Origin of the sequence: Leuconostoc litchii, assembly GCF_008107645.1 — a bacterium.
Taxonomy (GTDB): domain Bacteria; phylum Bacillota; class Bacilli; order Lactobacillales; family Lactobacillaceae; genus Leuconostoc; species Leuconostoc litchii.
This window is the reverse complement of record NZ_SDGY01000002.1, coordinates 42,719-66,790: the sequence shown is the minus strand read 5'-3', so window position 1 is coordinate 66,790 and position 24,072 is coordinate 42,719. Positions and strand designations below refer to the sequence as shown.

Genomic DNA, 24,072 nt, shown 5'->3' with positions numbered 1-24,072 from the left:
ATTAATTGAAAAAAATATGAGGAGTTTTATATGACAACACAGAAAGATTTATTCAACTCGGTTAAAGAACAGACCCTTCTTTCTCAAATTTCGGCCCTCTCAGGTTGGGATGCTCTAACTGGAATGCCTAAAGATTCAGGGCATTTTCGGGCAGAAATAGATGGTTATTTAGCTGAAAAATTATTTCAAGTTTCAACTGGAGACAATCGAAAAAATATATTAACAGATCTAGAAAAAGATAGCGCATCACTAGATGAACTAGGACAATTAGTCCTTCGAAAAGCTCGTAAGGATTTTGATATGACTGGCAATATTCCAGAGCAAGATTTTGTTGATTTTCAAAAAACACTATCTGAAGCACAAGATTTTTGGGCACAAGCACGAGAAGCTAATGCTTACAAAATTTATCAACCTTATTTAGAAAAAATTATCGGCTATTTACAGCGATTCATCCCACTGTGGCGAAAAGATGAGAAAACACCTTATGATGTTTTATTGAACCAGTACGAGCCAGGGTTAACAGTAGCAAAGTTGGATACAATATTTGACCAAGTTAAGTCAGGAATAACCACATTACGTAAAAAAATTGCTGAGAATGAATCAATAGTTGACAGTTCATTTTTATCTCGAAGAGTAACAAAAGAACAACAGCGTACATATGCTATGGATGCTGCGCAAAGGCTTGGATATAATCTTGATAAAGGCCGTCTAGATGATACAATTCATCCGTTTATGGAGGCTTTAAATCGTGATGATGCTCGTATTACTACGCGATGGGACGAGAATAATTTTCAAATGGCTGTTTTGGGTATTCTTCATGAAGCGGGACACGGTTTATTTGAACAAAATGTTGATTCAAAATATGATGACTTACGTTCTGTATTGCCAATTAGTATGAGTATTCATGAGTCACAATCGCTTTTTAATGAAGTTATGATTGGGCGTTCAAAAGAATTTTGGGTAGTCGAGTATCCAAAGCTACAGTCAATAGTAGCACCAACGTTGAATGATATTAGTTTTGATCAGTTTTACCAAGGTTGGTTAAAAACAGAAGCAACGTTTATTCGAACTGAAGCAGATCCATTGACATATCCGCTACACATTATTATTCGTTATGAAATTGAAAAAGCTATTTTTAATGATCATATTGACGTAGCAGATTTGCCGGCCTTATGGAATAAAAAATACAAGGAATACCTTGATTTAGATGTTCCTGATGATTTGACTGGTATTTTACAAGACATTCATTGGGCAGGTGGCTCATTTGGTTACTTCCCAAGTTACGCTTTAGGACATCTGTATGCAGCTCAATTTAGAGCAACAATGACGAAAACCTTAGATTTCAAAAATATATTTGAATCGGGGGATTACTCACCAATTTTTGAATGGCGCAAATCTCATATTTGGCAATATGGTGGTGCTGTTGATCCAAACGAAATTTTAGAACAAGCAACAGGCGAGGCTTTGAATCCGCAATATTGGTTGGATTTCGTAACTAGGTTGTATAGCTATTATAATTAATCTTAGAAAAGTATTGTCTGTTCGGGCAATACTTTTTTATGCACCATGAGTTGTTTCAAATATTATCAATATTTTTTTCAGAAAAGCAAACGTCAAGTAAATGTAACCGGTTTCAATGAAAAGGCCGATAAATAGGCATTTTGTGCGTTATTGCCTGATATAACAATGATTTGTGCAATATTCTACTTGATATTTTGTAAGCGCTTTGATAAACTATATTCAGAAGCTGATTAACAGCACAAAGGAGAAATTTAAACATGGCACAATCAAAAGACTTTCATATCATAGCAGAAACAGGTATTCACGCACGTCCAGCTACTTTGTTGGTACAAGCAGCTTCGAAGTTTGCATCAGATGTTACATTATCATATCAAGGTAAAGATGTTAATTTGAAGTCAATCATGGGTGTGATGTCATTAGGTGTAGGTCAAGGAGCAGATGTTACAATCAAAGCAGAAGGTTCTGATGAAGAAGCAGCTATGACAACAATTGCTGAAGCAATGGCAACAGAAGGACTAGCAGAGTAAAATGACGAAAAACTTCAAAGGAATCGCGGCAAGTAATGGCGTAGCAATTGCTAAAGCTTATTTGTTAGTTGATCCAGATTTGTCTTTTGAAAAGACAACAATAACGAATGTGGCGGCTGAACAAGCACGTGTCGACGATGCTTTGAAGGCTTCTAGTAATGATGTTCAATTGATTAAGGCGAAAGCTACTGAAAACTTAGGCGCTGCAGAAGCTGAAGTGTTCGAAGCACATCTCATGGTGTTGGCTGATCCTGAAATGTCTGGTGCAATTAAACAAAAAATTGAAGATGATAAAATTAATGCGGAGCAAGCTGTTAAAGAAGTGACAGACATGTATATTAGCATGTTTGATGCAATGACAGACAACGAATATATGCAAGAACGTGCGGCCGATATTCGTGATGTTACTAAGCGTATTTTGTCACATTTGTTACAGGTTTCACTTCCTAATCCAGCATTAATTAATGAAGAAGTTGTTTTAGTTTCAAAAGATTTAACACCTTCTGATACTGCACAACTAGACCGCCAATTTGTGAAAGGTATTTTGACAGATCTTGGCGGACGTACAGCACATGCTTCAATTATGGCGCGTACGTTAGAAATTCCTGCTGTTGTGGGTTCTGATCAAGCTACATCTGAAGTTTCCAATGGCGACATCGTCATTGTAGATGGTTTAACTGGGGATGTTGTCGTTAATCCAGATGCAGATACGTTGGCCACTTATCAAAAGAAATCAGCTGATTTCTTGGCACAACGTGCTGAGTGGGCTAAGTTGAAAGACGAAAAATCTGTTTCTGCTGATGGGAAAGAGTTTATTGTTGGTGCGAACATTGGTGCACCAAAAGATATGCAGGCTGTTTTGGACAATGGTTCTGAAGGGGTCGGTTTGTATCGAACAGAATTCCTATATATGGAATCTGATCACTTACCAACAGAAGATGAGCAGTTTGACGCCTACAAAGCTGTTGTGGAAAAAATGGGTGAAAAACCTGTTACAGTTCGTACAATGGACATTGGTGGAGACAAGCATCTTGATTATTGGAAATTACCTGAAGAAGAGAACCCATTCTTGGGCTATCGAGCAATCCGTATTTCCTTAGATCAAACTGATATTTTCCGTACGCAATTACGTGCTTTAATACGTGCGTCAGCGTTTGGTAATTTATGGATTATGTTCCCAATGATTGCAACATTGGCGGAATTCCGTGCTGCTAAAAAGATCTACCTTGAGGAACGTGCTAAACTTGAAAAAGCTGGCACAACTATAGGTGAAATCAAGTTAGGTATTATGATTGAAATACCAGCTGCAGCTGTTCTGGCTGATAAGTTTGCCAAGGAAGTTGATTTCTTCTCGATTGGAACCAATGACCTTATTGGTTATACAATGGCTGCTGATCGCGGAAATGACCGTGTTGCTTATTTGTATCAACCCTATAACCCATCTATCTTGCGATTAATTAACACAGTTATTGCGGCTGCCCATAAAGAAGGCAAATTTGTAGCAATGTGTGGTGAAATGGCTGGAGATCCCGTAGCTGTGCCATTATTGGTTGGCATGGGATTAGATGAGTTTTCAATGAGTGCGCCATCTGTTTTGCAGACACGTTCGCTCATGAAAAAGCTTGATACAGCTGAGATGAAGGTTTTGGCAGAAAAAGCTTTAGATGCCGAGACTAATGATGAAGTAATTCAGTTAGTAGTCGATGCTACAAAATAATATATTTAGGGAAGGCGCTGTGAAGCGTCTTTTTTTGTCATTTGTAGTTAGCACAAAAGTTATTAATTCATATAACAATTAGCATTTAATTGTTATTATTTGTGATAAAATTAAACTTATGAAGATTTTAGCATTTGATACAAGTAACCAACCACTAACAGTGAGTTTGGCGGAAAATAATAAAGTAAAAAACGTGTTTACCACGAACGTTGCTCGCAATCATTCAATTCAACTGTTACCAGCCGTGAGAGATATTGTGGCAGCAGAAGGCTGGTTATTACAAGATATTGATCGTATTATTGTTGCCCAAGGTCCAGGATCATTTACCGGATTGAGAATTGGTGTCACAGTGGCAAAGGTACTGGCTGATACACTGAATGCTGAATTATGTGGTGTTTCTAGTCTAGCCATCTTAGCCGAACAAGTGACAACAGATGGTTTGGTGGTGCCGTTGTTTAATGCACGGAATAAAAATGTATTTGCCGGTGTTTATCAACATGGAGCAATCATTTTTGCTGAGTCTCATCAGCCAATTATCAATTTATTTGACTTTCTAAAAGGACGTAACGAATCGATTACTTTTATGGGAGATACAACAGAATTTGTGACAGAGATACAATCACTTTTTGGTGAGCGTGCCACAATATTGTTACCAGAAGAAAGCCTTCCCAATGGACTGGGGATTGTAACACTAGGACTGCAGGAACAACCCGTACAGGATATTGAACATTTTAATCCAAATTATCTCCGCAAAACACAAGCGGAGTTGAACTGGATTGCTGCACATCCTGGTGAGGATAAACCAGAGAATTATGTTTTCGAAGTTTAAAAAATCAAAGTATTTATTAGATAGTTTGCCAAAATATAATAAGAGAACAGTTGATATTGAAGGGTCAACTTTCGTCCTTAGGCGTGCTACAATGTCAGACATTGATATGCTGATAAAAATAGAGGAAGCTGTTTATAATGGTTCAGCACCATGGCTATTACGCGATTTTGTTAGCGAACTATCTCGTCCACATATACGCCTTTATTTAGTTATCGAACGTCGTGACCAAATTATTGGTTTTGCTGGTGCAGCATTACGTAATGATATTCATGATATACATGTTACTAATATTGCTATTGTTCCAGTATGGCAAGGTAATGGCTTAGGTACAACGTTATTAAAAGAATTATATCAGCTCACGAGAAAACTAAATGTAGTGACGATGTCATTAGAAGCACGTATATCCAATGTGAAGGCAATCACTTTATATGAACGTTTAGGGTATCGGCAAACAGGTGTTAAGAAGGGATATTATCTCGATAATCGCGAAGATGCAGTATCGATGGTGTTAAATTTTGATGATTCGACAAGCGACAACTAAGGATATTGATTTAATTTGGGATATTGCTAATGAGGCTTTTGGTAGCTCTCCATGGCCTAAAAGTGTTTTTGAACACGATTTAACTAGTCCCAGAACAGTTTATTATGTTGGTAATGGTGGCTTTGTCGGGGTCACTACAATTTTAGATGAGGCAGAGATTGTTAGTGTCGCAGTACATCCAAGGCATCAGCATCAAGGTGTTGCACAAGAACTGTTAAATTACATTTTTGACATGAAACAGATAAAACGTTTTTTGTTGGAAGTATCAGAGCAAAATATTGCGGCGCAAACTTTATATCAAAAAGTAGGTTTTACAGCGTATCATCGTCGTGAAAAGTATTATCGCAACGGTGATAATGCGATAATGATGGAGAAAAAAATTGACTAAAATAATTTCATTTGAATCAAGTGCAGACGAAACCAGTGTCGCCATAGTTGAAGATGGTCACGTTGTGTTAAGTAACAGTGTGGCAACACAAATTAATTCGCATCAACGTTTTGGTGGTATTGTACCAGAAGTGGCTAGTCGACATCATATTGAATGGATTACACGTGTGTTAAATGACGCTTTAAAAACAGCTGATGTTAAGCCAAATGAACTGGATGCAGTTGCGGTGACATATGGTCCTGGTTTAGTAGGGTCCCTTTTGGTTGGATTAATGGGTGCTAAGACGTTCGCCTTAGCACATAATTTGCCAGTTATTCCGGTGAATCACTTAGCTGGTCATATTGCGGCTGCTAATTTTAATCAAAGTGTACAATACCCAGCTTTGGCATTAATGGTTTCTGGCGGACATACAGAACTAGTATTAATGCGTAAAGAAAATCAATTTGAAGTGATTGGTGAGACGCGTGATGATGCTGCTGGGGAAAGTTTCGACAAGGTTGGGCGACTATTAAATTTGCCATATCCTGCTGGAAAAACAATTGATGAAATGGCTCATCGTGGACAAGCAACGATTAAGTTTCCGACAGCGATGGCTCATGAAGATAATTATGATTTTAGCTTCTCAGGTCTAAAAAGTGCAGTTATTAACTATGTACATCACGCTGACCAAAAAGGTGAGCAAATTAATCAAAATGATCTAGCAACTAGCTTTCAAAATGCTGTTGTTGACGCATTGATCGGTCGAACAAAGCGTGCATTAGAAAATTTTTCTGTCAAAAGTTTTATATTAGCAGGTGGCGTTGCAGCTAATTCCCAACTACGTGAAGAATTGACTATATTGCTCAATGATTTTTCAGAGACCATATTTATTCCGGTGCCCATTCGATATACTGGTGATAATGCAGCAATGATTGGTGCAGCAGGATATTGGAATTATAAGCAAAAGATTTTTGCTGATTTAGATTTAAATACAGATCCAGGATTGGATTTTGATTTATTACAATTATGACACCATTGTGAAAAAATCACTATCTTTTGGTAAAAGCTTTGTATATATGGTATACTAGTTATGCAAAAGTTCACAAGTACAGATAATGGAGATAACTATGACGCAACAACCTAAAATACCGCGGGCAACTGCCAAGCGGTTACCTATATATTTTCGATATTTAACATTTTTACACGATGCTGGTAAAGAGCGTATTTCTTCTTCAGAATTGAGTGAGGCTATTAAATTTGATGCAGCAACTATTCGTCGAGATTTTTCCTATTTTGGCGCACTAGGCAAACGTGGATATGGTTACGATGTGAAGGCATTACTCGACTTTTTTGCGAATGTTTTGGATCAAGATAGTTTGATTAATGTGGCATTGATTGGTGCTGGTAATCTTGGGCAAGCATTATTGAATTTTAATTTTCATCAATCTTCAAATATGCGTATCGCTGCAGCATTTGATGCTGATGAAAAGCGTACGGGTACAATCTTATCTGGTGTGCCAATCTACTCAATGGATGAGCTACAGGAACAAATTTCAGCACAACGCATTAACATTGCGATTCTAACTGTTCCGCAAGGCGTTGCACAGGAGATAACGGATCAATTAGTTGAAACTGGTGTAAAAGGAATTTTGAATTTCACACCTGTACGTGTTACTGTTCCTACAGGTGTTCGAGTACAAAATGTTGATTTGACGAACGAATTACAGACGTTAGTTTATTTTATTGAAAACTACGGCTCAATTACGACAGGACTATAATTTCATATGACGATATTAAATTTAGATGATTCACAAAAAGTAACGGCTTATCAAAAATTTGTGCGTGAAAATCCTCGCGGGCAAGTCACACAAGACCCTCTATGGGGAGAGTTGAAATCTAATTGGGGACATGTTTATGTTTACCATGAAACCGATGGACAAATTGATGCAGTGATGTCTGTCTTAACTGTTGAAGCAGTTCCAGGAAAACTACTAGCCTACGTTGGACGTGGCCCAGTAGTTGATGTTGAAAACATTGATTTAATTAAGTCTTTAATTGCAGAAGCTTTGGAAGCTTTACCAGATAACGTATTCTTAGTACGTATGGACCCAGAAGTAGCATATTCTGATGAATTAAACCAAAAATATATTGATGCTGGTTTTAAAACTAGAAATAAGCAAGTGCAGCATATGCATGGGAACATTCAGCCACGTAAGAATGTTGTTCTGTATTATGATGGCCGTGGTGAAGGTGCCCAACCCATTACGAACGAAGATGAGTTGATGTTACACTTTAAGCCAAAAGTTCGAAATGATATTCGCCGTGCTTTCCGTGATGGTGTTACTATAACTCATGGTGATAGTGAAGCAGATGTGCGTGCCTTATTTGATACTTATGTTTCAATGGCTAAAAATCATGGTATTACGCATCGTCCAATTGATTACTTCTTACGCATGCAAAAGCTATGGGATGGAACAGGATTGTTCCGCGTTTATCTAGCACATTTTGAAGGTCAGGTCATTGCAAGTGGATTAGGTTTCTCTTATGGTGATGAAATTTGGTACATGTATGCTGGATCATATCGTGAATTCGGTAAGCATAATGCACCGGCTGCTATTCAATATGAAATGCTCAAATGGGGACTTGAACTAGGAAAAGTCGAATACGACTTTGGTGGTATTGGGGAATTTGATAATTCAGATGGATTGTATAAGTTTAAACATGAATTTGCTTATCATGATCCGCATGCGGAATATATTGGCGAACTAGATTGGGTGGTTGACGAATCTGGTTATCAAGAATATCTTAAACAATTTGAATGAAATTAGCGCTTAGCAGCGCTTTTTTGGTACAATTGAAAGATATTACTTACGAGTAGGAGACAAATAATGTCAATTAAATTAATTGCGTCAGACATGGATGGTACGTTTTTAACCGCAAATGATGAGTATAGTCAAGCAAGATTTGAACGTGTTTTATCAGTGATGAAAGAACGTGAGATGCGTTTTGTAGCAGCTTCAGGACGTCAAGTTAAAAATTTACAACAGTTGTTTGCACCAACAATTAATAATGGGTTCACACTAGACTACGTTGGTTCTAACGGTGCAGTTGTTTCTACATTTGAAGAACAATTATATTCTGTTCACTTATCTGCTGAACAATTATCAAAAGTAATTGAATGGAATGCTAAAAATCCAGAATCTGCCGAGAACATTATTATTATGACCGGAGACAAAGGAACATATGTTTCTAATCATGCTACTGGGCAAGTTGCAGAGATGGTATTCCAATTTTATCCCAATGTTAAACAAGTTGAAAAACTGATGCAGGTTGATGATCGTATTTTAGGTATCACTTTTGTGTGGCCTAATAACGAAGTGCAACAACACGTAGCAGCACTTAGAAATATTTTTGGTGATGAATTACATGCTACTGGGTCAGGGTTCGGATCAGTTGATGTTCTTGGAAAAGGTGTTGATAAGGCTGCTGGATTACAGGTTTTACAAGACTATTATAATGTTTTAGATAGTGAAGTGATGGTGTTTGGTGATAACGGTAATGACTTGGAAATGCTGACTAAATATGAACATGGTTTTGTGATGCCTAATGCAGAGGCGTTTATGCAAGAACGAGTTCATAAAAAAGCTGTGGATGTAAATACTAATGATGGTGTTTTAAAAACTATTGAGCAGTATTTAGGCATTTAAAAAAAAAGCGACTTAAGTCGCTTTTTTTGGTGACCAAAATCTATTAATGATGATAGCTGTTACAACACCGATAAAAGTATCAATAATGCGGTCAATAACGTAGATGATAGTTGCTCCTGCTGGAATATTAAGAGAAATCATCAGTAAGGCCGCCATAGCACCAATAACACCGCTATTATAATTAAATCCGTCTAATAGCACAATCACAATAATAACAAGCAAAGGAAGAAGAATCATTGAAACCCAAGCCGCTTGGTGTGTTGCTTGATGAACAAGAAAGTAAAACAATGAAAATATACCACCAACGGTATTAGAAATTAAACGAACTTTAGCGAAGTTTAATGTTTTATCCCAGCTCTCTCGCAAAGCAAAAACAGCTGCTAAACAAGCGACAAATGGCGGTCGATGAAAAAAATAAAAAGATGTGATAATTAACATAACAGCTAATGCTGTTTTTAATGTACGTAATCCTAATCGGAATCTCCCGAGTTGCATAATTTTCTCCAATGAATATTTTATTATTTTATCATAATTTTATGGTACTATCTAGATATGAACAATAATTATCTTCATGAAGGGGTTCTCTTATGTCGAATCAAACTTTAGATATTCTCAATCAGCATATGTCCATCCGTGCTTTCACTAACGAAACTGTTTCAGATCAACAAGTTTCAGAAATTATTCATGCGGCCACTGCCGGACCAAATATGAATAATTATCAACCTGTCACGTTTATAGAAATTACCTCACAGAAAATCAAGGCAGATATTTCTGATAAAGTGGGGATGAAATATATTGAAACAGCAGCTAGGTACTTCGTTGTTACTGTTGATTATAATAAAGATTTAATTGGTTTAGACAGTGAACAACAGAAACTTGCAGAAAAGAATATACAGAGTTATGCTTTACTTGAGGGTGGTATAATCAGTGCTGGCATTGCTCTTGGACGTGCTCAAGTTGCAGCTGAGTCCTTAGGACTTGGTAGCGTTACAATGGCAGGTGCGTTAGGTGCTTTTGAAATCTATGAAGAATACCTTAATTTACCACGTTATGTTAAGGCTGTGATGGGATTTTCAATTGGGTATCCAGCGGATAATCCAGGGATTAAGCCTAAATTAGGTGAAAAAGGATGCTTGATGACTGATAACTACAATCAATCACAGTTAGAAGAAGCTGTTGCAGATTATAATCAAGTTATGGTTGGGTATTATGCTAATCGTGGTATTCGGCGTTCTTGGACGGAAAATAATGCTAGAATGCTGACTGCACAACGAAAAAATTCTTCGTTACTAACTAAATATGCTAAAGATAAGGGCTTTAACTTAGAGTAAATTTTTTTAAATATAAATGAAAGCGATTACATTATGACTATATTACATTTAAAAGCAGAGTTACATGATAAAATGTGGGGCGGCAGCGCTTTAAAACAATATAATTATCCAATTAAAAATAACCATACCGGAGAAGCTTGGGCGATTGCGGCTCATAAAAATGGTCGTTCAATCATAACCAATGGTCAATTTGAAGGTCAAGGGTTAGACGACATTTGGAAAAAACAACCAGAATTATTTGGTGGACATGAAAATAATGAATCTTTTCCGTTATTGGTGAAAATTTTGGATGCACATGAAAATTTGTCCATTCAAGTCCATCCAAATGATAAACAATCACACGAAAAGTTTGGTAAAACAGAAAGCTGGTATATTTTAGATGCAAAATCAGATTCAAAAATATATTATGGGCATCATGCAAAGACAAGACAAGAACTTGAAAAGATGGTAGAACAAAAAGATTGGCAACAACTGCTACGTACAATTCCTGTGCAGTCTGGTGATTTCTTTTATGTGCCATCTGGTACATTTCATGCACTAGGAGCAGGTATTGTTGCTCTTGAGATTCAACAAAGTTCTGATACAACCTATCGCTTTTATGATTTTGATCGTGTTGATGTTCATACAGGTGAAAAACGCCCATTACAAATTAAAGAGGCATTGGCGGTTACCACGGTTCCACATACAGACCCTATTTTAGTTCAAAATACGACTATTAATGATCAAACAGTAATTGAGCAGCTAGTAGTGTCAAGACAATTCACTATTGATAAACTACTTGTTAGAGGGCTTTCAGTATTTAAAAAGATAAATCATTACGAATTATTTACCGTTATTGCTGGGAAAGGGGAAATTAATGATGATAAAATTAAAAAAGGTGATAGCTTTATCTTACTAGACGATGTCAAAAAATATCAATTAAATGGTGATATGACTATCATGCGTAGCTTTGTGACTTCGAAAAATTTAAATCAGAATTTGTTGGTTCGGTAAAGCCTAGTTGGTTCGATACTGTGATTTTTTACATCAAATTGCCAACTAAGAAATGTCGTTTTATGAAAAGAAACAATATTTTATGTAAGAAAGAGTGAAAACTTGTTTTTTTAACGAAACTAGGATTATAATTATATATGTAAACGGTAACAAAAATGTTATCTGAAAGCGTTTACAAAATATTCGTGTTCCGTTATAATCATATAGTAAGTATTTTATTGAGAAGGAGATAACCGGATGGTTAATCTAATTATTGCCAGTCACGGAGACTTTGCAAAAGGGATACTGATGTCAGGTTCGATGATTTTCGGTGAACAAGAAAATGTTGAAGTTGTTACATTTTTACCTAATGAAGGTCCAGATGATTTAGATAAACATTATCAAGAAGCACTAGCCAAATTTGACAATGATGATCAAGTTTTGTTTTTAGTAGACTTATGGGGTGGTTCACCTTTTAATCGCGCTAGCTTGATTCAAAAGCAAAACCCAGAAAAAATGGCGATTGTTGCTGGATTGAATTTACCAATGTTAATTGAAGCCTACGCCGGACGTCTTAGTCAGGATACTGCGGCAGGATTAGCAACATATTTGGTACCCGTTTCCAAGGATGGCGTCAAATCTGTACCTGAAGCTAAAGAAGAGGCGACAGTTAAAGCCACTCAAACGAGTGCTGGATTGAAAGAGGGGCATGTCAATATCAAGTTGGCACGTTTGGATACACGCTTGCTTCATGGTCAAGTAGCTACTGCATGGACACCGGACTCAAAGGCTAACCGTATTATTGTGGTTTCAGATGCTGTAGCTAAGGATGAATTGCGTAAAAGTTTAATTCAGCAAGCTGCTCCAAATAATGTCAAAGCAAACATCGTGCCGATCAGTAAAATGATTGAAGTTGCAAAAGACAATCGCTTTGGCGGTGTAGATGCATTCTTATTATTTGAAACAGTTGAAGATGTTTTGAGAGCTGTTGAAGGTGGTGTGCCAATTAAAACTTTGAATGTTGGTTCAATGGCGCACTCTGAAGGGAAAACAATGGTGAACAAAGTTTTGTCAATGGATAAAACTGATGTTGCAGCTTTTGAAAAATTGCGTGATTTAGGTGTTGAATTTGATGTTCGAAAAGTTCCTAATGATAGTAAGGCTAACTTGTTTGAGTTAATTAAGAAAGCAAATGTTAAATAATTTTACATGCGAAATGTTTAATTAAGAAAGGTGTCTAATATGTCTGTTATTGCGATAGTTTTAGTCGTAATTATTGCCTTCTTTGCAGGTATGGAAGGTATTCTGGATGAATTTCAAATTCATCAACCACTAGTATCAGCTACGCTGATTGGTTTAGTAACTGGTCATCTTACAGCAGGAATCATTTTAGGTGGTACGCTACAAATGGTTGCCTTAGGTTGGGCTAATATTGGTGCGGCTGTTGCTCCTGATGTGGCCTTGGCTTCAGTAGCTTCTTCCATTATCATGGTTAAGGGTGGTGATTTCTCTGGTACAGGTATAGCAGTGGCTTACGCATCTGCTATACCATTAGCTGTTGCTGGTCTCTTTTTAACTATGTTGGTTCGTACCATTGCCGTTGGACTAACACATGGTGCCGATGCAGCTGCTAAGGAAGGTAAAATTAGTACGATAGAACGATTACACTTATTTGCTTTATTGTTGCAAGGACTGCGTATAGCTATTCCGGCTGCATTGTTGATAGCAGTACCAGCTTCAGCAGTAAGGTCTGCTTTGACTGCTATGCCAGAATGGTTAACTGGTGGTATGGCCATTGGTGGTGGTATGGTTGTTGCAGTTGGTTATGCTTTGGTTATTAATATGATGGCTACTCGAGAAGTATGGCCATTCTTCGCTATTGGATTTGCTCTTGCTGCTGTCAGTCAGTTGACATTGATTGCATTAGGTGCAATTGGTCTTGCACTTGCTTTGATTTATATCAACTTGTCAAAAATGGGTGGTAACAATAATGGCGGCGGTTCAAATGGTGGCGGCGATCCTGTCGGCGACATTTTGAACAAGTATTAGAAAGGGGCAAGATGATGGCTGAAACAAAACTTGAACTAACACGTAAAGATCGTATGTCAGTTGCTTGGCGTTCGCAATTCTTGCAAGGATCATGGAACTACGAACGTATGCAAAACGTTGGATGGGCGTATGCCATGATTCCAGCGATAAAAAAGTTATACAAATCAAAAGAAGATCGTTCAGCAGCGTTGCAAAGGCACTTGGAATTCTTTAATACGCATCCCTATGTTGCTTCACCAATTCTGGGTGTTACTTTGGCCTTAGAAGAAGAACGTGCCAATGGTGCAGCTATTGATGATACCGCTATTCAAGGAGTTAAAATTGGAATGATGGGGCCGTTGGCTGGAATTGGTGATCCGGTCTTCTGGTTCACTGTTCGTCCAATCCTTGGGGCACTTGGTGCGTCGTTAGCAATGAGTGGTAATATTCTTGGACCTATTTTGTTCTTCGTTCTTTGGAACATTATTCGTATGGCGTTTATATGGTATACACAAGAATTCGGATACAAGGCAGGTAGTGCAATTACGCAAGATTTGTCGGGTGGATTGCTAAAAGATATCACCAAAGGCGCTTCAATTCTTGGTATGTTTATCTTGGCTGTTTTGGTTGAACGCTGGGTATCTATTAAGTTTATTCTTGGATTGCCCGCTAAAAAGTTGTCTGAGGGTGCTTATATTAAGTTCCCAAATGGTAATGTTAGTGGTACAGAGTTACAAAGAATTTTAAGTGAACAAGCCTCTGGATTGTCATTAACAAAGTTAGCACCAAATACACTACAAAGTAATTTGGATAGCTTGATTCCAGGATTGATGGGACTCTTGTTAACATTCTTGGCAATGTGGCTTTTGAAAAAGAAGGTTTCACCTATCACTATGATTATCGGTATCTTTATCTTTGGTATCGTAATGCATGCATTGAAGATAATGTAACAAATTTTATGATAAAAGTGCTTGTCGATAAGGGCAAGCATTTTTGTTAATACATAAGAAGTCAGGGGAAAATTATGGTTCAATCTTTGAACACGAAAGCCGAACTTGCAACACAGGGTATTTCTTATCTTGGCATGGGGGCGAAGTACGGAAAAATTTTGGTTGGAGATAAAGCTTTTGAATTCTTCAATGATAATAATATTGAAGACTACATTCAAATTCCTTGGACCAATGTTATAGCTGTTTACACACATATATCTGGGGATAAAGTTAGCCGCCGTTTTAAAATTAAAACAGATAAGATTGATTTAAATTTTTCTTCGAAATCATCTGGTAAATTACTAAAAATCATGCGTGAACATTTGGGCAATGACAAAATATTACGAAGCTCTTCTTTGTGGGATAAAATACGTTCACGTTTCAAATATAAATAATGAGGAGACTGAATGAAATTACTTAAGAATTATCAAGCACTTCGATATATCATTATTGTCATGGCACTTGAAATCGTGGCAATAAGTATCAATTTTTTTTACGCACCCGCGAAAGTTGCAGCAGGCGGGGCAACGGGTATAGCGATTTTAATGAACGAATTGATCGGCTTTGATCGTGCTGTAACCGTTTTAATTGTTAATCTGATTATGATTATCTTAGCAAGTATCTTTTTAGACAGGGGAACAACGGCTCGAATTGCATTCGGTAGTATAGTTTTACCGATTTTATTGAAAATGACACCGAGTTTTCAAGTGTTACACGATAGAACGTTTTCAGTTTTAGTTGGTGGCAGTATTTTTGCAGTTGGTGTTGCATTATTATATCGAATTGACGCTTCTAGTGGTGGTACAGCAGTGCCACCGATGATTTTAAAAAAATATTTTCGTATTTCCCCGGCGATATCTTTGTTGGCAATTGATACTGTAGTTTCACTAGGAAACTTAGCTACTGAAGGACTAGAAGCATTAATTTTAGCATTGTTTTCGTTAGTGATTACTGCAGTTGTCATGAACTACATTGAGACTGGTTTAGATCGTCGAAAAATGGTTTATATTACTACTAATGACCGTATTGATGATTTGAAGCAGTATTTAAGTGAAGGCGATAAAGGATTTACAATTATGGATGTTCGTGGTGGTTATATGGGGGATGGCCGTGAAATGCTAATGGTAGTTCTTGACAATCATGAATATAATCATTTTTTGCGTGGTATACATCAAGTAGACCCTGAAGCTTTTACAATTGCGTATGACATTTCGGAAGCCCATGGGGGCACCTTTTTTTAAAGATATGATAGCAAATATCATGTCTTTTTTATTGACATTTTATGCGATAGTGTTATACTTATAGTTGTAATTAGCACTCATGTTTAAAGAGTGCTAAAAAGAAAATCTCGGAGGTATGAATCCATGTTGAAGCCATTGGGTGATCGTGTGATTATTGAAGTAACGGAAGCTGCAGAAGAAACTGTCGGTGGGATTGTTTTGGCAAGTAATGCCAAAGACAAGCCTGTTACTGGTAAAGTTGTAGCTGCGGGAACGGGTTATGTCTTGAATGATGGCGCAATCCGTGATTTGACAGTTAAAGTCGGTGATGAAGTCTTGTTTGATAAGTATGCAGGACAAGAAGTGTCATTTGAAGGGCAAGATTACTTAGCATTGCACGAAAAAGACATAGTTGCAGTTGTCGAATAATTATCAAATCAAAGGAGATATTTAAATCATGGCTAAAGAATTAAAGTTTTCAGAAGACGCACGCGCAAAAATGAAGGCTGGCGTTGATAAGTTAGCTGATACAGTTAAAACGACTATTGGGCCCAAAGGTCGTAATGTTGTTTTGGAACAATCATACGGTGCACCAACCATTACAAATGATGGTGTAACAATTGCTAAAGCAATTGAATTAGAAGATCATTTTGAAAATATGGGTGCTAAGCTTGTAGCTGAAGTTGCTTCAAAGACAAATGATATCGCGGGTGATGGCACAACCACTGCTACTGTTTTGACTCAAGCTATTGTTGGTGAAGGCTTGAAAAACGTGACAGCTGGTGCTAATCCTGTTGGCATCCGAACAGGTATTGAAAAAGCAACTGCAGCAGCTGTTGCAAAGTTGCATGAAATGTCACACACAGTTAATACTAAAGATGAAATTGCTCAAATTGCATCAATTTCAGCTGCCAATGAAGAAGTAGGTGAATTGATTGCTGAAGCAATGGATAAAGTTGGTAATGACGGTGTGATCACCATTGAAGAATCAAAGGGTATTGAAACAACACTTGATGTTGTTGAAGGTATGCAATTCGATCGTGGTTACATGTCACAATATATGGTGACTGACAATGACAAAATGGAAGCTAACCTAGATAATCCATATATTTTGATTACCGATAAGAAGATTGGTAATATTCAAGATATTTTGCCAGTATTGCAAAGTGTTGTTGAACAAGGACGTGCTTTGTTGATCATTGCTGATGATATTACCGGTGAAGCCTTGCCAACATTAGTTTTGAACAAGATGCGTGGTACATTCAATGTTGTTGCGGTTAAGGCACCAGGATTTGGTGATCGTCGTAAGGCACAATTGGAAGATATCGCTATTTTAACTGGTGGTACAGTAATTACTGAAGATCTTGGCTTGAACTTGAAGGATGTTACGATTGAACAACTAGGTCAGGCTTCAAAGGTTAATATCACTAAGGACAATACGACTATTGTTGAGGGCTCTGGTGACAAAGCTGCTGTTGCAACACGTGTTGACACAATCAAGCAACAAATTGCCGAAACAACCTCTGATTTTGATCGTGAAAAGTTGCAAGAACGTCTTGCAAAGTTGGCTGGTGGTGTCGCTGTTATTAACGTTGGCGCAGCCACAGAAACTGAATTGAAGGAACGTAAGTACCGCATTGAAGATGCTTTGAATGCAACGCGTGCTGCTGTCGAAGAAGGTTTCGTTGCTGGTGGTGGTACAGCCTTGGTTAATGTTATTGCTGCTGTTTCAGCTTTGTCAGAAGAAGGTGATGTTCAAACTGGTATCAATACTGTTATTAAGGCATTGGAAGCACCGGTTCGTCAAATTGTTGAAAATGCTGGCTTAGAAGGATCAGTGATTGTTAACAAGTTGAAAGAACAAAAAGAAGGATTTGGTTATAACGCTGCTACTGATGAGTGGGTAGACATGATTGCCGCTGGTATTGTGGATCCTACTAAGGTAACACGTTCAGCATTGCAAAATGCCGCCTCTGTTTCAGCATTGTTGTTGACAACAGAAGCTGTCGTTGCTGAAGAACCAAAAGATGATGCACCAGCTGCTATGCCACAAGGTGGTATGCCAGGTATGATGTAAGATCATGGGAAAAACAAGCTAATGTTAGCTTGTTTTTTTGTGGTGAAAATATTAAGCATAAATTTAAAATCTAGTTTTGTTATTGTTTGCTTGATAAAGGACAAAATAAGGTAATAAAGTACTTATCAAAAATAACAGTCGATATTTAAATCATAAAATCTTATAAACAACAGATTAATTAGTTTAATCTGTTGTTTATTATAGTATCAAGGGGGAAAATGCGTTTTTGAGATATGGTATGATGATTAACGAGGTGATTATTGAATGAATTTTTATTCTATTGACTACTTAGTCAAACAAACCAATATTAATGACACAATTGGTAAGTATTTGATGGTTATTGTTTTCGTACTGATGGCTATTGGAGCTGTTGCTTCAGTAAGAAATCGTTTACAAACACGTTATCGTGAGTTGAGTATTATAGCGTTGTTACTATTTTTGTTTCTAGCTGGTGCAAGATATACGGATTATAAGCAAGCTAAGTCACAAGATGATCAAAAAACTCAAATGGCAGCTTTTGCGACAAAATTTGCTAAAAACCAAGGGGTAACAAAAGATAAAATATACTTTAACTCGACAACGGTAAGTGATGGTATGTTAGTGAAAATCGAGCAAAAATATTATAAGCTTACAATTAGTACTGACCAGCAATCATATAGCTTGACACGTGCATATCTTATTAATTCGGAAGTGAAGGTGGTTAAATGAGTATCTATCTACCCATATTAACTAAGCTTGCTATTGGCTTAGTGGCTTTAATTATTCAAATCAACATTATGGGGAAAGGAAATTTAGCACCAACTAATGCATTAGATCAAGTACAAAACTATGTGCTTGGTGGTATTATTGGCGCTGTGATTTATTCTGATACCATTACAGTATTTCAATTTACGATTGTTTTAATTATTTGGACCATGTTAGTGATGACCTTTAAATTCTTGAAAGAACATAATCGTTACGTCAAAGCGCTTATTGATGGGCAACCCAAAGTAGTCATTGAACGAGGAAAGGTTGATATTCAAAATACTTTATCGGCTGGTTTATCAGCCAATGATTTGATGTTTAAATTACGTTCGCAAGGTGTTTATAATTTAGCAGAAGTCAAAAGAGCAGTTCTTGAGCAAAATGGACAGTTAACTGTTATTTTAAATGGCGAAGAAAATATGAAATATCCTATTATTTTTGATGGTCAAATTAATATGGATGTGCTTGATGTTATTGATCATGACGAATTTTGGTTAACGAACATTGTAAAAAAACAGGGATTTGAGGGTGTAAATGATATATTTGTTGGTGAATACATTGACGGTAAAGTGCGTTTAACTCCCTATGAAAGTAAATAATAAATTATTAGACTGATACTTAGACGTGTCAGTCTAATTTTTTGATACAATAAATGACAGAGGATTTATAGATGATGACATTCAAGCAGTTTTTAGATTTAGTAGAAATTCGTGTTGTAGTACCAAGTGTTGCACCATTATTAGTAGCATTAGCATATAGTCAATGGCAATATAATCGAATCAATTGGATTAATGCTTTACTGCTTATTATTGCTACAGTAGCGATTCATTTAGCAGTGAATACATTTAATCGTTATGAAGATGACAAACGACAAAAAGAAAATAAGTTTTTGCGAGATTATTCTGATAACGAAATAATTACTGATAAGCAAGTTCTCCATGTTGCCGAAGTATTAGCAGTTATTGCAATCATCGCTGGTATTTCAGTAGCTATACGTACAAGTTATATAACATGGATTATTGGTATTGTTAGTTTTTTAATTGGTTATTTTTATTCAGCCGGTCCAAAGCCAATTACGAACACTCCTTTTGGTGAAATTGTGTCAGGCATAACAATGGGATATTTTATTTTTGTTGCTCAAGTTTATGTGAATACTTCTTTATTACCAAATACTAATGTATTATTTCAATGGTTTATTGTTAGTTTACCGCTAACTTTTTTTATAGCAGAAATAATGTTAGCCAATAATATCGCTGATTATGATGAAGATCAAGAAAACAAGCGACATACCTTGGTACATTACACTGGTTTAGAAAATGCAAAAAAAATATACATACTTGCTATCATTTTGAGTTTTGTGGAAATTATTATTGTTACTTTAGTAGGATGGCTACCGCTAACCTCTTTTGCGCTAATTATTTTGTTACCAATCGTACTTTCAAATGCGCATAAATTTGTTAATTATCCCGACAAAAAAACGACATTTATTCTAGCAATTAAAAATTTATTAATTGTTTTTTTGGGGATGATGATTACGATTTTTGTAGGAATATTTTTGTAAAAATATTTAAGAATAGGTTATGTTCAAAAAATATGAATGCTTTCCAGATTGCTCAACGATTGGCATTCTAGCAATATAAAATTTTTTCTAAATCCGTGTGATATATAGGGTTAAGAGCGTGCGTTAGCTCGTGAAATAGGGTACAATGGTAGGTGAAATAAAATTTTGGAGGATCTTATGAAGATTTTTGCTTACGGCATTCGTGATGATGAAAAGCCATCACTAGAAGAGTGGAAAGCGGCGAACCCAGAGATTGAAGTAGATTATACACAAGAGTTGTTAACACCTGATACAGCTAAATTAGCTGAAGGTTCAGATTCAGCTGTTGTTTATCAACAATTAGATTACACTCGCGAAACATTGACAGCATTAGCTAATGTTGGTGTAACTAACTTGTCTTTACGTAATGTTGGTACAGATAATATTGATTTTGACGCAGCGCGTGAATTTAACTTCAATATTTCAAATGTTCCTGTTTATTCACCAAATGCCATTGCAGAGCACTCAATGATTCAACTATCACGTTTGCTCCGTCGTACTAAGGCATTGGATGCTAAGATTGCTAAACATGACTTGCGTTGGGCACCGACAATTGGTCGCGAAATGCGTATGCAAACAGTTGGTGTTATTGGTACAGGACATATTGGACGTGTAGCAATTAATATCTTAAAAGGATTTGGCGCAAAAGTCATCGCTTATGACAAATACCCAAATGCTGAATTACAAGCTGAAGGTTTGTATGTCGACACATTAGATGAATTATACGCACAAGCTGATGCTATTTCATTGTATGTTCCAGGTGTTCCTGAAAACCATCATTTAATCAATGCAGAAGCTATTGCTAAAATGAAGGACGGCGTGGTTATTATGAACGCTGCTCGTGGAAACTTGATGGATATTGATGCTATTATTGATGGCTTAAATTCTGGTAAGATTTCTGATTTTGGTATGGATGTATATGAAAATGAAGTTGGTTTGTTCAACGAAGATTGGTCTGGTAAAGAATTCCCAGATGCTAAGATTGCCGATTTGATTTCACGTGAAAATGTACTGGTTACACCTCATACAGCTTTCTATACAACAAAAGCCGTGTTGGAAATGGTTCATCAATCATTTGATGCCGCAGTTGCTTTTGCTAAAGGTGAGAAGCCAGCGATTGCTGTTGAATATTAATTTTATGGAATTCCCAGATTACTTATTTGGGAATTTTTTATCCGGAGTATTTGTGAAGTAACAAGCAAATAGTATCTGGGAGGGTGTCATACAATGAGGGGTGTTTGTGTGACAAATAAGAATTGAAAAGAGGAGACAATAGTATGTCTATCAAAGCAGAAGGCGAAAAGTGGTCTGCCCGAGAGTCGCAAGAATTGCGTAATGAAGAGTACGCACGTAAGGCTAAAGAAAATGCCCCCGTTGTTTTCAGTGGTCAAACTGATTTACATTTGAAGGACTTTTTCTTCAAAGTTTTATCAGGTTCAGCACAAGGAATTTTAATTGGTGTTCTACCATCAGCTGTGATGAAATACATTATTCAGTACTCAGGCTTGGGTACAACAGCTTTTGGTACTAATTTGAGTGCCATTTTAACGTTATTTACATCATTAATCCCATTTTTGATTGGTATGGCTGTCGCTTTGCAGTTCAAAATGAAGAGCCTAGATGTTGGTGTTGTTGCTATAGCAACAGCTGCTGCTTCAGGATCAATTAAGTGGGCAGTAGCGCCTAAAGGTTGGTTGAATCCAGTAACAGGTATTCACTCTGTTGCGCCTGCTAATGTGTATATCGCTTCTGGTGCGGGTGATGTGATTAATGCAATGATTGTATCAGCTGTTGCTGTTTTGGTTACATGGTTAGTAGCTCGTTATCTTAAAGGATTTGGTTCAGTTGCTATTATTTTGAGCCCAATACTTGTTGGTGGCGGTGTTGGTTTGTTTGGTAAAACAATTGCGCCATATGTTGGCGATGTTACGACTTGGATTGGTCAATTGGTTGAGACATTTACCAAGTTAGCACCTATTCCTATGGCAATGTTAATTGCGATGGCTTTTGCCATTATTATTATTACGCCGGTGTCAACTGTTGGTATTGCATTGGCCATTAGTTTATCAGGTATAGGTTCAGGTGCTGCAGCCATGGGTGTGGTTGCAACAACTGTCGTATTATTGATTAATTCATGGAAGGTAAATAAGCCTGGTGTTACTGTCGCCATAGCCTTGGGGGCTATGAAAGGTATGATGCCGTCTGTATTTGCAAAGCCAGCAACTATGTTATCATTCTTGTTAGCATCCGCTATTTCTGGTATTCCCGTTGCCTTGTTTAATATTCAAGGAACACCAACAACTGCGGGGTTTGGTTACATTGGTCTAGTTTCACCAATCCAATCAATGGTAAAAGATCCAACAGTACCTACAACTGTTATGAATCACTTTATTAATCCAGCTATTGCTATCCTTGCTTGGCTGATTATTCCTGTTATTGCTGGGTTTATTGCGCAATTTGTATTTAGTAAATTATTGAAACTATATACACCAATGGATTTTCAACAAGACTTATAGTATATAAATCAAACACATGATACACATTAGTTGATATCATGTGTTTTTTTTTTGTCATTTTCTATAAATGGATTATCTGTGTGGGTAATCTTTAAAAAATTATCAAAGCTTTGTAATGTACTATTTTGATGTAAATATGTAGGGATACTATATGCATGACGAATTTTATTATGATTTTTTTCGTATACACCAGTCCAAAATAATAACCATGTTTGAAACCAAAAGTCTTCGCTATTAAAGTGATATTCTGCAATTTTGTTTAATAAGTATTTTGTAAAACTGTATTTTTTTTGTATAATGCTTGTTTCTAAAGTATTAATCAATATTCTGTTTACAATTTCAGTAGAAGCTTTAGGCATAGATTCAGTGGCGTACTGTTTGAGAATATCTGATAAATAGGGTCTCATTTTCTCGACATGGAGCATGTTGACAACATGCTCCATTAAACATAAATCATAAAATTGCCAATAATTAACATTAAAAAAATAATCGATTAATTCATTTTGTTGTTCAGGTGTTGCTAGAAAAAAATCTAAGTGGTACAAGGTGGATAGTGTCATAAAAAAATAGTGACGCGTGAACGGATAATTGGGATTTTGCGAGATATCTTTTTCGATTGATATTTTAAGATGTTTTAATTTTTTTCGGTTACGATCCACATAGTATTGATGAAGTGTCTCCGTCAGTATCTGTAGATTATTTTTTTTTTCCCAAAAACAGTATTGAAGTATTCTTCAAATGAGATGTTTAATGTGTTACATAGCAGTAAAACAGTATGGTCTGTAGGCTCAGTTTTATTGTTTTCTATACGAGAGACCGTTGATTGAGAACCGATGAGCGTACCCAATGTTTGTTGAGATACGCCTCTGGTTTTGCGAATTTCTTTTATAGCAGTTCCTTTTTTATTGTTCATGTCGTTAATAACCTGTAATTATTTGAATTTATATTTTTTATGAAAGTAATTATTTATTATATATTAATACATAATAAACTTTTTCTAATTATTCAATTCTGCATATTTTATTTTAAATATTTGTTTCATTATATATTAAAATAGTTAGTCTTATTGATTAACGTTATAAAACTGGTTAGTGACAATGTTGTGTAGTCATAGTCGTTTTATGAGGTTACCAGTATAAATAATATTTTATGTAGAGAGAACGAACATTTATTTATGCTAAAGCGGGAAGAAATGAAGGGAAGTAGAGTATGAGATTCAGAAGTGAAAAAAGCATTTTTCGAAAAAAAATGTATAAGTCGGGGAAAATGTTAGTCATAGCTGGAAGTCTTTCGATTATCGGTACGACAAGCTTTTTGCAACAAGCACATGCTGATGTAACATCTGGTGATCAAGCTGTTATTGTGGCAGCAGCAACTGCGGACAAA

28 protein-coding genes are annotated in these 24,072 nt (G+C 36.5%); 25 read left to right on the top strand and 3 right to left on the bottom strand.

Going from position 1 to position 24,072, the window contains the following annotated elements; translation table 11 throughout:
* The first annotated feature begins 30 nt into the window (after nucleotides 1–30).
* From ESZ47_RS06540 to ESZ47_RS06495, 10 genes are all read left to right on the top strand, one after another.
* Nucleotides 31–1,521, top strand: a complete 1,491-nt coding sequence (locus tag ESZ47_RS06540; RefSeq protein ID WP_148605882.1) for a carboxypeptidase M32 — start codon at nucleotides 31–33, stop codon at nucleotides 1,519–1,521.
* Between the two features lie 257 nt (nucleotides 1,522–1,778).
* Entirely contained in the window at nucleotides 1,779–2,048 is a 270-nt protein-coding gene (locus ESZ47_RS06535; RefSeq protein ID WP_148605879.1) for a phosphocarrier protein HPr, read from the top strand.
* 1 nt (nucleotide 2,049) lies between these two features.
* Nucleotides 2,050–3,765 carry a phosphoenolpyruvate--protein phosphotransferase gene (gene ptsP, locus ESZ47_RS06530; RefSeq protein WP_148605878.1) on the top strand — a complete coding sequence of 572 codons (1,716 nt, stop codon included), beginning with the start codon at nucleotides 2,050–2,052 and terminating at the stop codon, nucleotides 3,763–3,765.
* 118 nt (nucleotides 3,766–3,883) lie between these two features.
* Nucleotides 3,884–4,594 carry a tRNA (adenosine(37)-N6)-threonylcarbamoyltransferase complex dimerization subunit type 1 TsaB gene (gene tsaB / locus ESZ47_RS06525; protein WP_148605876.1) on the top strand — a complete coding sequence of 237 codons (711 nt, stop codon included), beginning with the start codon at nucleotides 3,884–3,886 and terminating at the stop codon, nucleotides 4,592–4,594.
* Nucleotides 4,578–5,135: a ribosomal protein S18-alanine N-acetyltransferase gene (gene rimI, locus ESZ47_RS06520; RefSeq protein ID WP_148605874.1), complete on the top strand. Its 558-nt coding sequence runs from the start codon at nucleotides 4,578–4,580 to the stop codon at nucleotides 5,133–5,135. The genes tsaB and rimI (ESZ47_RS06520) overlap by 17 nt, the downstream gene beginning before the upstream one ends.
* Nucleotides 5,113–5,523: a ribosomal protein S18-alanine N-acetyltransferase gene (gene rimI / locus ESZ47_RS06515; protein ID WP_148605872.1), complete on the top strand. Its 411-nt coding sequence runs from the start codon at nucleotides 5,113–5,115 to the stop codon at nucleotides 5,521–5,523. The genes rimI (ESZ47_RS06520) and rimI (ESZ47_RS06515) overlap by 23 nt, the downstream gene beginning before the upstream one ends.
* Nucleotides 5,516–6,532 carry a tRNA (adenosine(37)-N6)-threonylcarbamoyltransferase complex transferase subunit TsaD gene (gene tsaD / locus ESZ47_RS06510; RefSeq protein ID WP_148605870.1) on the top strand — a complete coding sequence of 339 codons (1,017 nt, stop codon included), beginning with the start codon at nucleotides 5,516–5,518 and terminating at the stop codon, nucleotides 6,530–6,532. The genes rimI (ESZ47_RS06515) and tsaD overlap by 8 nt, the downstream gene beginning before the upstream one ends.
* Nucleotides 6,533–6,629: 97 nt before the next feature.
* A complete protein-coding gene (locus ESZ47_RS06505) occupies nucleotides 6,630–7,280 on the top strand; it encodes a redox-sensing transcriptional repressor Rex (RefSeq protein ID WP_148605868.1) in 651 nt (216 codons plus the stop codon).
* Between the two features lie 6 nt (nucleotides 7,281–7,286).
* Nucleotides 7,287–8,324: a lipid II:glycine glycyltransferase FemX gene (locus ESZ47_RS06500; RefSeq protein ID WP_148605867.1), complete on the top strand. Its 1,038-nt coding sequence runs from the start codon at nucleotides 7,287–7,289 to the stop codon at nucleotides 8,322–8,324.
* Between the two features lie 66 nt (nucleotides 8,325–8,390).
* Entirely contained in the window at nucleotides 8,391–9,209 is an 819-nt protein-coding gene (locus ESZ47_RS06495) for an HAD-IIB family hydrolase (protein ID WP_148605865.1), read from the top strand.
* Nucleotides 9,210–9,221: 12 nt separating this feature from the next.
* Here the strand turns inward: ESZ47_RS06495 and ESZ47_RS06490 are convergent, their stop codons facing one another.
* Nucleotides 9,222–9,704, bottom strand: coding sequence for an FUSC family protein (locus ESZ47_RS06490; protein WP_148605863.1), 483 nt, complete (start codon nucleotides 9,702–9,704; stop codon nucleotides 9,222–9,224).
* Nucleotides 9,705–9,796: 92 nt separating this feature from the next.
* On the opposite strand from ESZ47_RS06490, the gene ESZ47_RS06485 reads away from it, so the two are divergent.
* The 14 genes from ESZ47_RS06485 to ESZ47_RS06420 all read left to right on the top strand — a co-directional run bounded on the left by ESZ47_RS06485 (nucleotide 9,797) and on the right by ESZ47_RS06420 (nucleotide 22,686).
* Nucleotides 9,797–10,540: a nitroreductase family protein gene (locus ESZ47_RS06485; RefSeq protein WP_148605861.1), complete on the top strand. Its 744-nt coding sequence runs from the start codon at nucleotides 9,797–9,799 to the stop codon at nucleotides 10,538–10,540.
* A gap of 33 nt (nucleotides 10,541–10,573) precedes the next feature.
* Nucleotides 10,574–11,533: a type I phosphomannose isomerase catalytic subunit gene (locus ESZ47_RS06480; protein ID WP_148605859.1), complete on the top strand. Its 960-nt coding sequence runs from the start codon at nucleotides 10,574–10,576 to the stop codon at nucleotides 11,531–11,533.
* A gap of 237 nt (nucleotides 11,534–11,770) precedes the next feature.
* Entirely contained in the window at nucleotides 11,771–12,715 is a 945-nt protein-coding gene (locus tag ESZ47_RS06475) for a mannose/fructose/sorbose PTS transporter subunit IIA (RefSeq protein ID WP_148605857.1), read from the top strand.
* A 39-nt stretch (nucleotides 12,716–12,754) separates the two neighbouring features.
* On the top strand, nucleotides 12,755–13,561 hold the full coding sequence (locus ESZ47_RS06470) for a PTS mannose/fructose/sorbose transporter subunit IIC (RefSeq protein ID WP_148605855.1): 807 nt from the start codon (nucleotides 12,755–12,757) through the stop codon (nucleotides 13,559–13,561).
* Between the two features lie 14 nt (nucleotides 13,562–13,575).
* On the top strand, nucleotides 13,576–14,490 hold the full coding sequence (locus ESZ47_RS06465) for a PTS system mannose/fructose/sorbose family transporter subunit IID (protein ID WP_148605853.1): 915 nt from the start codon (nucleotides 13,576–13,578) through the stop codon (nucleotides 14,488–14,490).
* Nucleotides 14,491–14,564: 74 nt separating this feature from the next.
* Complete coding sequence (locus ESZ47_RS06460; RefSeq protein WP_148605851.1) at nucleotides 14,565–14,924, top strand: DUF956 family protein; 360 nt, start codon at nucleotides 14,565–14,567, stop codon at nucleotides 14,922–14,924.
* A 12-nt stretch (nucleotides 14,925–14,936) separates the two neighbouring features.
* Nucleotides 14,937–15,770 carry a YitT family protein gene (locus tag ESZ47_RS06455; RefSeq protein ID WP_148605849.1) on the top strand — a complete coding sequence of 278 codons (834 nt, stop codon included), beginning with the start codon at nucleotides 14,937–14,939 and terminating at the stop codon, nucleotides 15,768–15,770.
* Nucleotides 15,771–15,893: 123 nt separating this feature from the next.
* Nucleotides 15,894–16,178 carry a co-chaperone GroES gene (gene groES, locus ESZ47_RS06450; protein WP_146956329.1) on the top strand — a complete coding sequence of 95 codons (285 nt, stop codon included), beginning with the start codon at nucleotides 15,894–15,896 and terminating at the stop codon, nucleotides 16,176–16,178.
* A 28-nt stretch (nucleotides 16,179–16,206) separates the two neighbouring features.
* Nucleotides 16,207–17,826, top strand: coding sequence for a chaperonin GroEL (gene groL / locus ESZ47_RS06445; RefSeq protein WP_148605847.1), 1,620 nt, complete (start codon nucleotides 16,207–16,209; stop codon nucleotides 17,824–17,826).
* 264 nt (nucleotides 17,827–18,090) lie between these two features.
* A complete protein-coding gene (locus ESZ47_RS06440) occupies nucleotides 18,091–18,534 on the top strand; it encodes a DUF3290 domain-containing protein (RefSeq protein WP_148605845.1) in 444 nt (147 codons plus the stop codon).
* The gene (locus ESZ47_RS06435) at nucleotides 18,531–19,169 is read left to right on the top strand and encodes a DUF421 domain-containing protein (protein ID WP_148605844.1); all 639 of its coding nucleotides are present in this window, start codon (nucleotides 18,531–18,533) and stop codon (nucleotides 19,167–19,169) included. Before ESZ47_RS06440 ends, ESZ47_RS06435 begins: the two co-directional genes overlap by 4 nt.
* A 74-nt stretch (nucleotides 19,170–19,243) precedes the next feature.
* A complete protein-coding gene (locus tag ESZ47_RS06430; protein WP_148605973.1) occupies nucleotides 19,244–20,131 on the top strand; it encodes a prenyltransferase in 888 nt (295 codons plus the stop codon).
* A 177-nt stretch (nucleotides 20,132–20,308) separates the two neighbouring features.
* The gene (locus tag ESZ47_RS06425; protein ID WP_148605842.1) at nucleotides 20,309–21,304 is read left to right on the top strand and encodes a D-2-hydroxyacid dehydrogenase; all 996 of its coding nucleotides are present in this window, start codon (nucleotides 20,309–20,311) and stop codon (nucleotides 21,302–21,304) included.
* 143 nt (nucleotides 21,305–21,447) lie between these two features.
* Nucleotides 21,448–22,686 carry a PTS sugar transporter subunit IIC gene (locus ESZ47_RS06420; protein WP_148605840.1) on the top strand — a complete coding sequence of 413 codons (1,239 nt, stop codon included), beginning with the start codon at nucleotides 21,448–21,450 and terminating at the stop codon, nucleotides 22,684–22,686.
* A 26-nt stretch (nucleotides 22,687–22,712) separates the two neighbouring features.
* Here the strand turns inward: ESZ47_RS06420 and ESZ47_RS06415 are convergent, their stop codons facing one another.
* Together ESZ47_RS06415 and ESZ47_RS06410 are read right to left on the bottom strand one after the other, a co-directional pair.
* Nucleotides 22,713–23,372 (bottom strand): Rgg family transcriptional regulator, encoded by a 660-nt coding sequence (locus ESZ47_RS06415; RefSeq protein WP_280114211.1) that lies wholly within the window; start codon nucleotides 23,370–23,372, stop codon nucleotides 22,713–22,715.
* Nucleotides 23,369–23,599, bottom strand: coding sequence for a helix-turn-helix transcriptional regulator (locus ESZ47_RS06410; RefSeq protein ID WP_148605836.1), 231 nt, complete (start codon nucleotides 23,597–23,599; stop codon nucleotides 23,369–23,371). Before ESZ47_RS06410 ends, ESZ47_RS06415 begins: the two co-directional genes overlap by 4 nt.
* 296 nt (nucleotides 23,600–23,895) lie before the next feature.
* Between ESZ47_RS06410 and ESZ47_RS09610 the strand changes: the two genes are divergently transcribed.
* Nucleotides 23,896–24,072: KxYKxGKxW signal peptide domain-containing protein (locus tag ESZ47_RS09610; RefSeq protein WP_148605971.1), on the top strand; the 177-nt coding region annotated here is incomplete at its 3' end.

Bases quoted from the DNA above. Each gene is read 5' to 3' on its own strand.
- ESZ47_RS06540 (WP_148605882.1), top strand. From the start codon at position 31: ATGACAACACAGAAAGATTTATTCAACTCGGTTAAAGAACAGACCCTT.
- ESZ47_RS06535 (WP_148605879.1), top strand. From the start codon at position 1,779: ATGGCACAATCAAAAGACTTTCATATCATAGCAGAAACAGGTATTCAC.
- ptsP (WP_148605878.1), top strand. From the start codon at position 2,050: ATGACGAAAAACTTCAAAGGAATCGCGGCAAGTAATGGCGTAGCAATT.
- tsaB (WP_148605876.1), top strand. From the start codon at position 3,884: ATGAAGATTTTAGCATTTGATACAAGTAACCAACCACTAACAGTGAGT.
- rimI (WP_148605874.1), top strand. From the start codon at position 4,578: ATGTTTTCGAAGTTTAAAAAATCAAAGTATTTATTAGATAGTTTGCCA.
- rimI (WP_148605872.1), top strand. From the start codon at position 5,113: ATGATTCGACAAGCGACAACTAAGGATATTGATTTAATTTGGGATATT.
- ESZ47_RS06505 (WP_148605868.1), top strand. From the start codon at position 6,630: ATGACGCAACAACCTAAAATACCGCGGGCAACTGCCAAGCGGTTACCT.
- ESZ47_RS06500 (WP_148605867.1), top strand. From the start codon at position 7,287: ATGACGATATTAAATTTAGATGATTCACAAAAAGTAACGGCTTATCAA.
- ESZ47_RS06495 (WP_148605865.1), top strand. From the start codon at position 8,391: ATGTCAATTAAATTAATTGCGTCAGACATGGATGGTACGTTTTTAACC.
- ESZ47_RS06490 (WP_148605863.1), bottom strand. From the start codon at position 9,704: ATGCAACTCGGGAGATTCCGATTAGGATTACGTACATTAAAAACAGCA.
- ESZ47_RS06485 (WP_148605861.1), top strand. From the start codon at position 9,797: ATGTCGAATCAAACTTTAGATATTCTCAATCAGCATATGTCCATCCGT.
- ESZ47_RS06480 (WP_148605859.1), top strand. From the start codon at position 10,574: ATGACTATATTACATTTAAAAGCAGAGTTACATGATAAAATGTGGGGC.
- ESZ47_RS06475 (WP_148605857.1), top strand. From the start codon at position 11,771: ATGGTTAATCTAATTATTGCCAGTCACGGAGACTTTGCAAAAGGGATA.
- ESZ47_RS06470 (WP_148605855.1), top strand. From the start codon at position 12,755: ATGTCTGTTATTGCGATAGTTTTAGTCGTAATTATTGCCTTCTTTGCA.
- ESZ47_RS06465 (WP_148605853.1), top strand. From the start codon at position 13,576: ATGGCTGAAACAAAACTTGAACTAACACGTAAAGATCGTATGTCAGTT.
- ESZ47_RS06460 (WP_148605851.1), top strand. From the start codon at position 14,565: ATGGTTCAATCTTTGAACACGAAAGCCGAACTTGCAACACAGGGTATT.
- ESZ47_RS06455 (WP_148605849.1), top strand. From the start codon at position 14,937: ATGAAATTACTTAAGAATTATCAAGCACTTCGATATATCATTATTGTC.
- groES (WP_146956329.1), top strand. From the start codon at position 15,894: ATGTTGAAGCCATTGGGTGATCGTGTGATTATTGAAGTAACGGAAGCT.
- groL (WP_148605847.1), top strand. From the start codon at position 16,207: ATGGCTAAAGAATTAAAGTTTTCAGAAGACGCACGCGCAAAAATGAAG.
- ESZ47_RS06440 (WP_148605845.1), top strand. From the start codon at position 18,091: ATGAATTTTTATTCTATTGACTACTTAGTCAAACAAACCAATATTAAT.
- ESZ47_RS06435 (WP_148605844.1), top strand. From the start codon at position 18,531: ATGAGTATCTATCTACCCATATTAACTAAGCTTGCTATTGGCTTAGTG.
- ESZ47_RS06430 (WP_148605973.1), top strand. From the start codon at position 19,244: ATGACATTCAAGCAGTTTTTAGATTTAGTAGAAATTCGTGTTGTAGTA.
- ESZ47_RS06425 (WP_148605842.1), top strand. From the start codon at position 20,309: ATGAAGATTTTTGCTTACGGCATTCGTGATGATGAAAAGCCATCACTA.
- ESZ47_RS06420 (WP_148605840.1), top strand. From the start codon at position 21,448: ATGTCTATCAAAGCAGAAGGCGAAAAGTGGTCTGCCCGAGAGTCGCAA.
- ESZ47_RS06410 (WP_148605836.1), bottom strand. From the start codon at position 23,599: ATGAACAATAAAAAAGGAACTGCTATAAAAGAAATTCGCAAAACCAGA.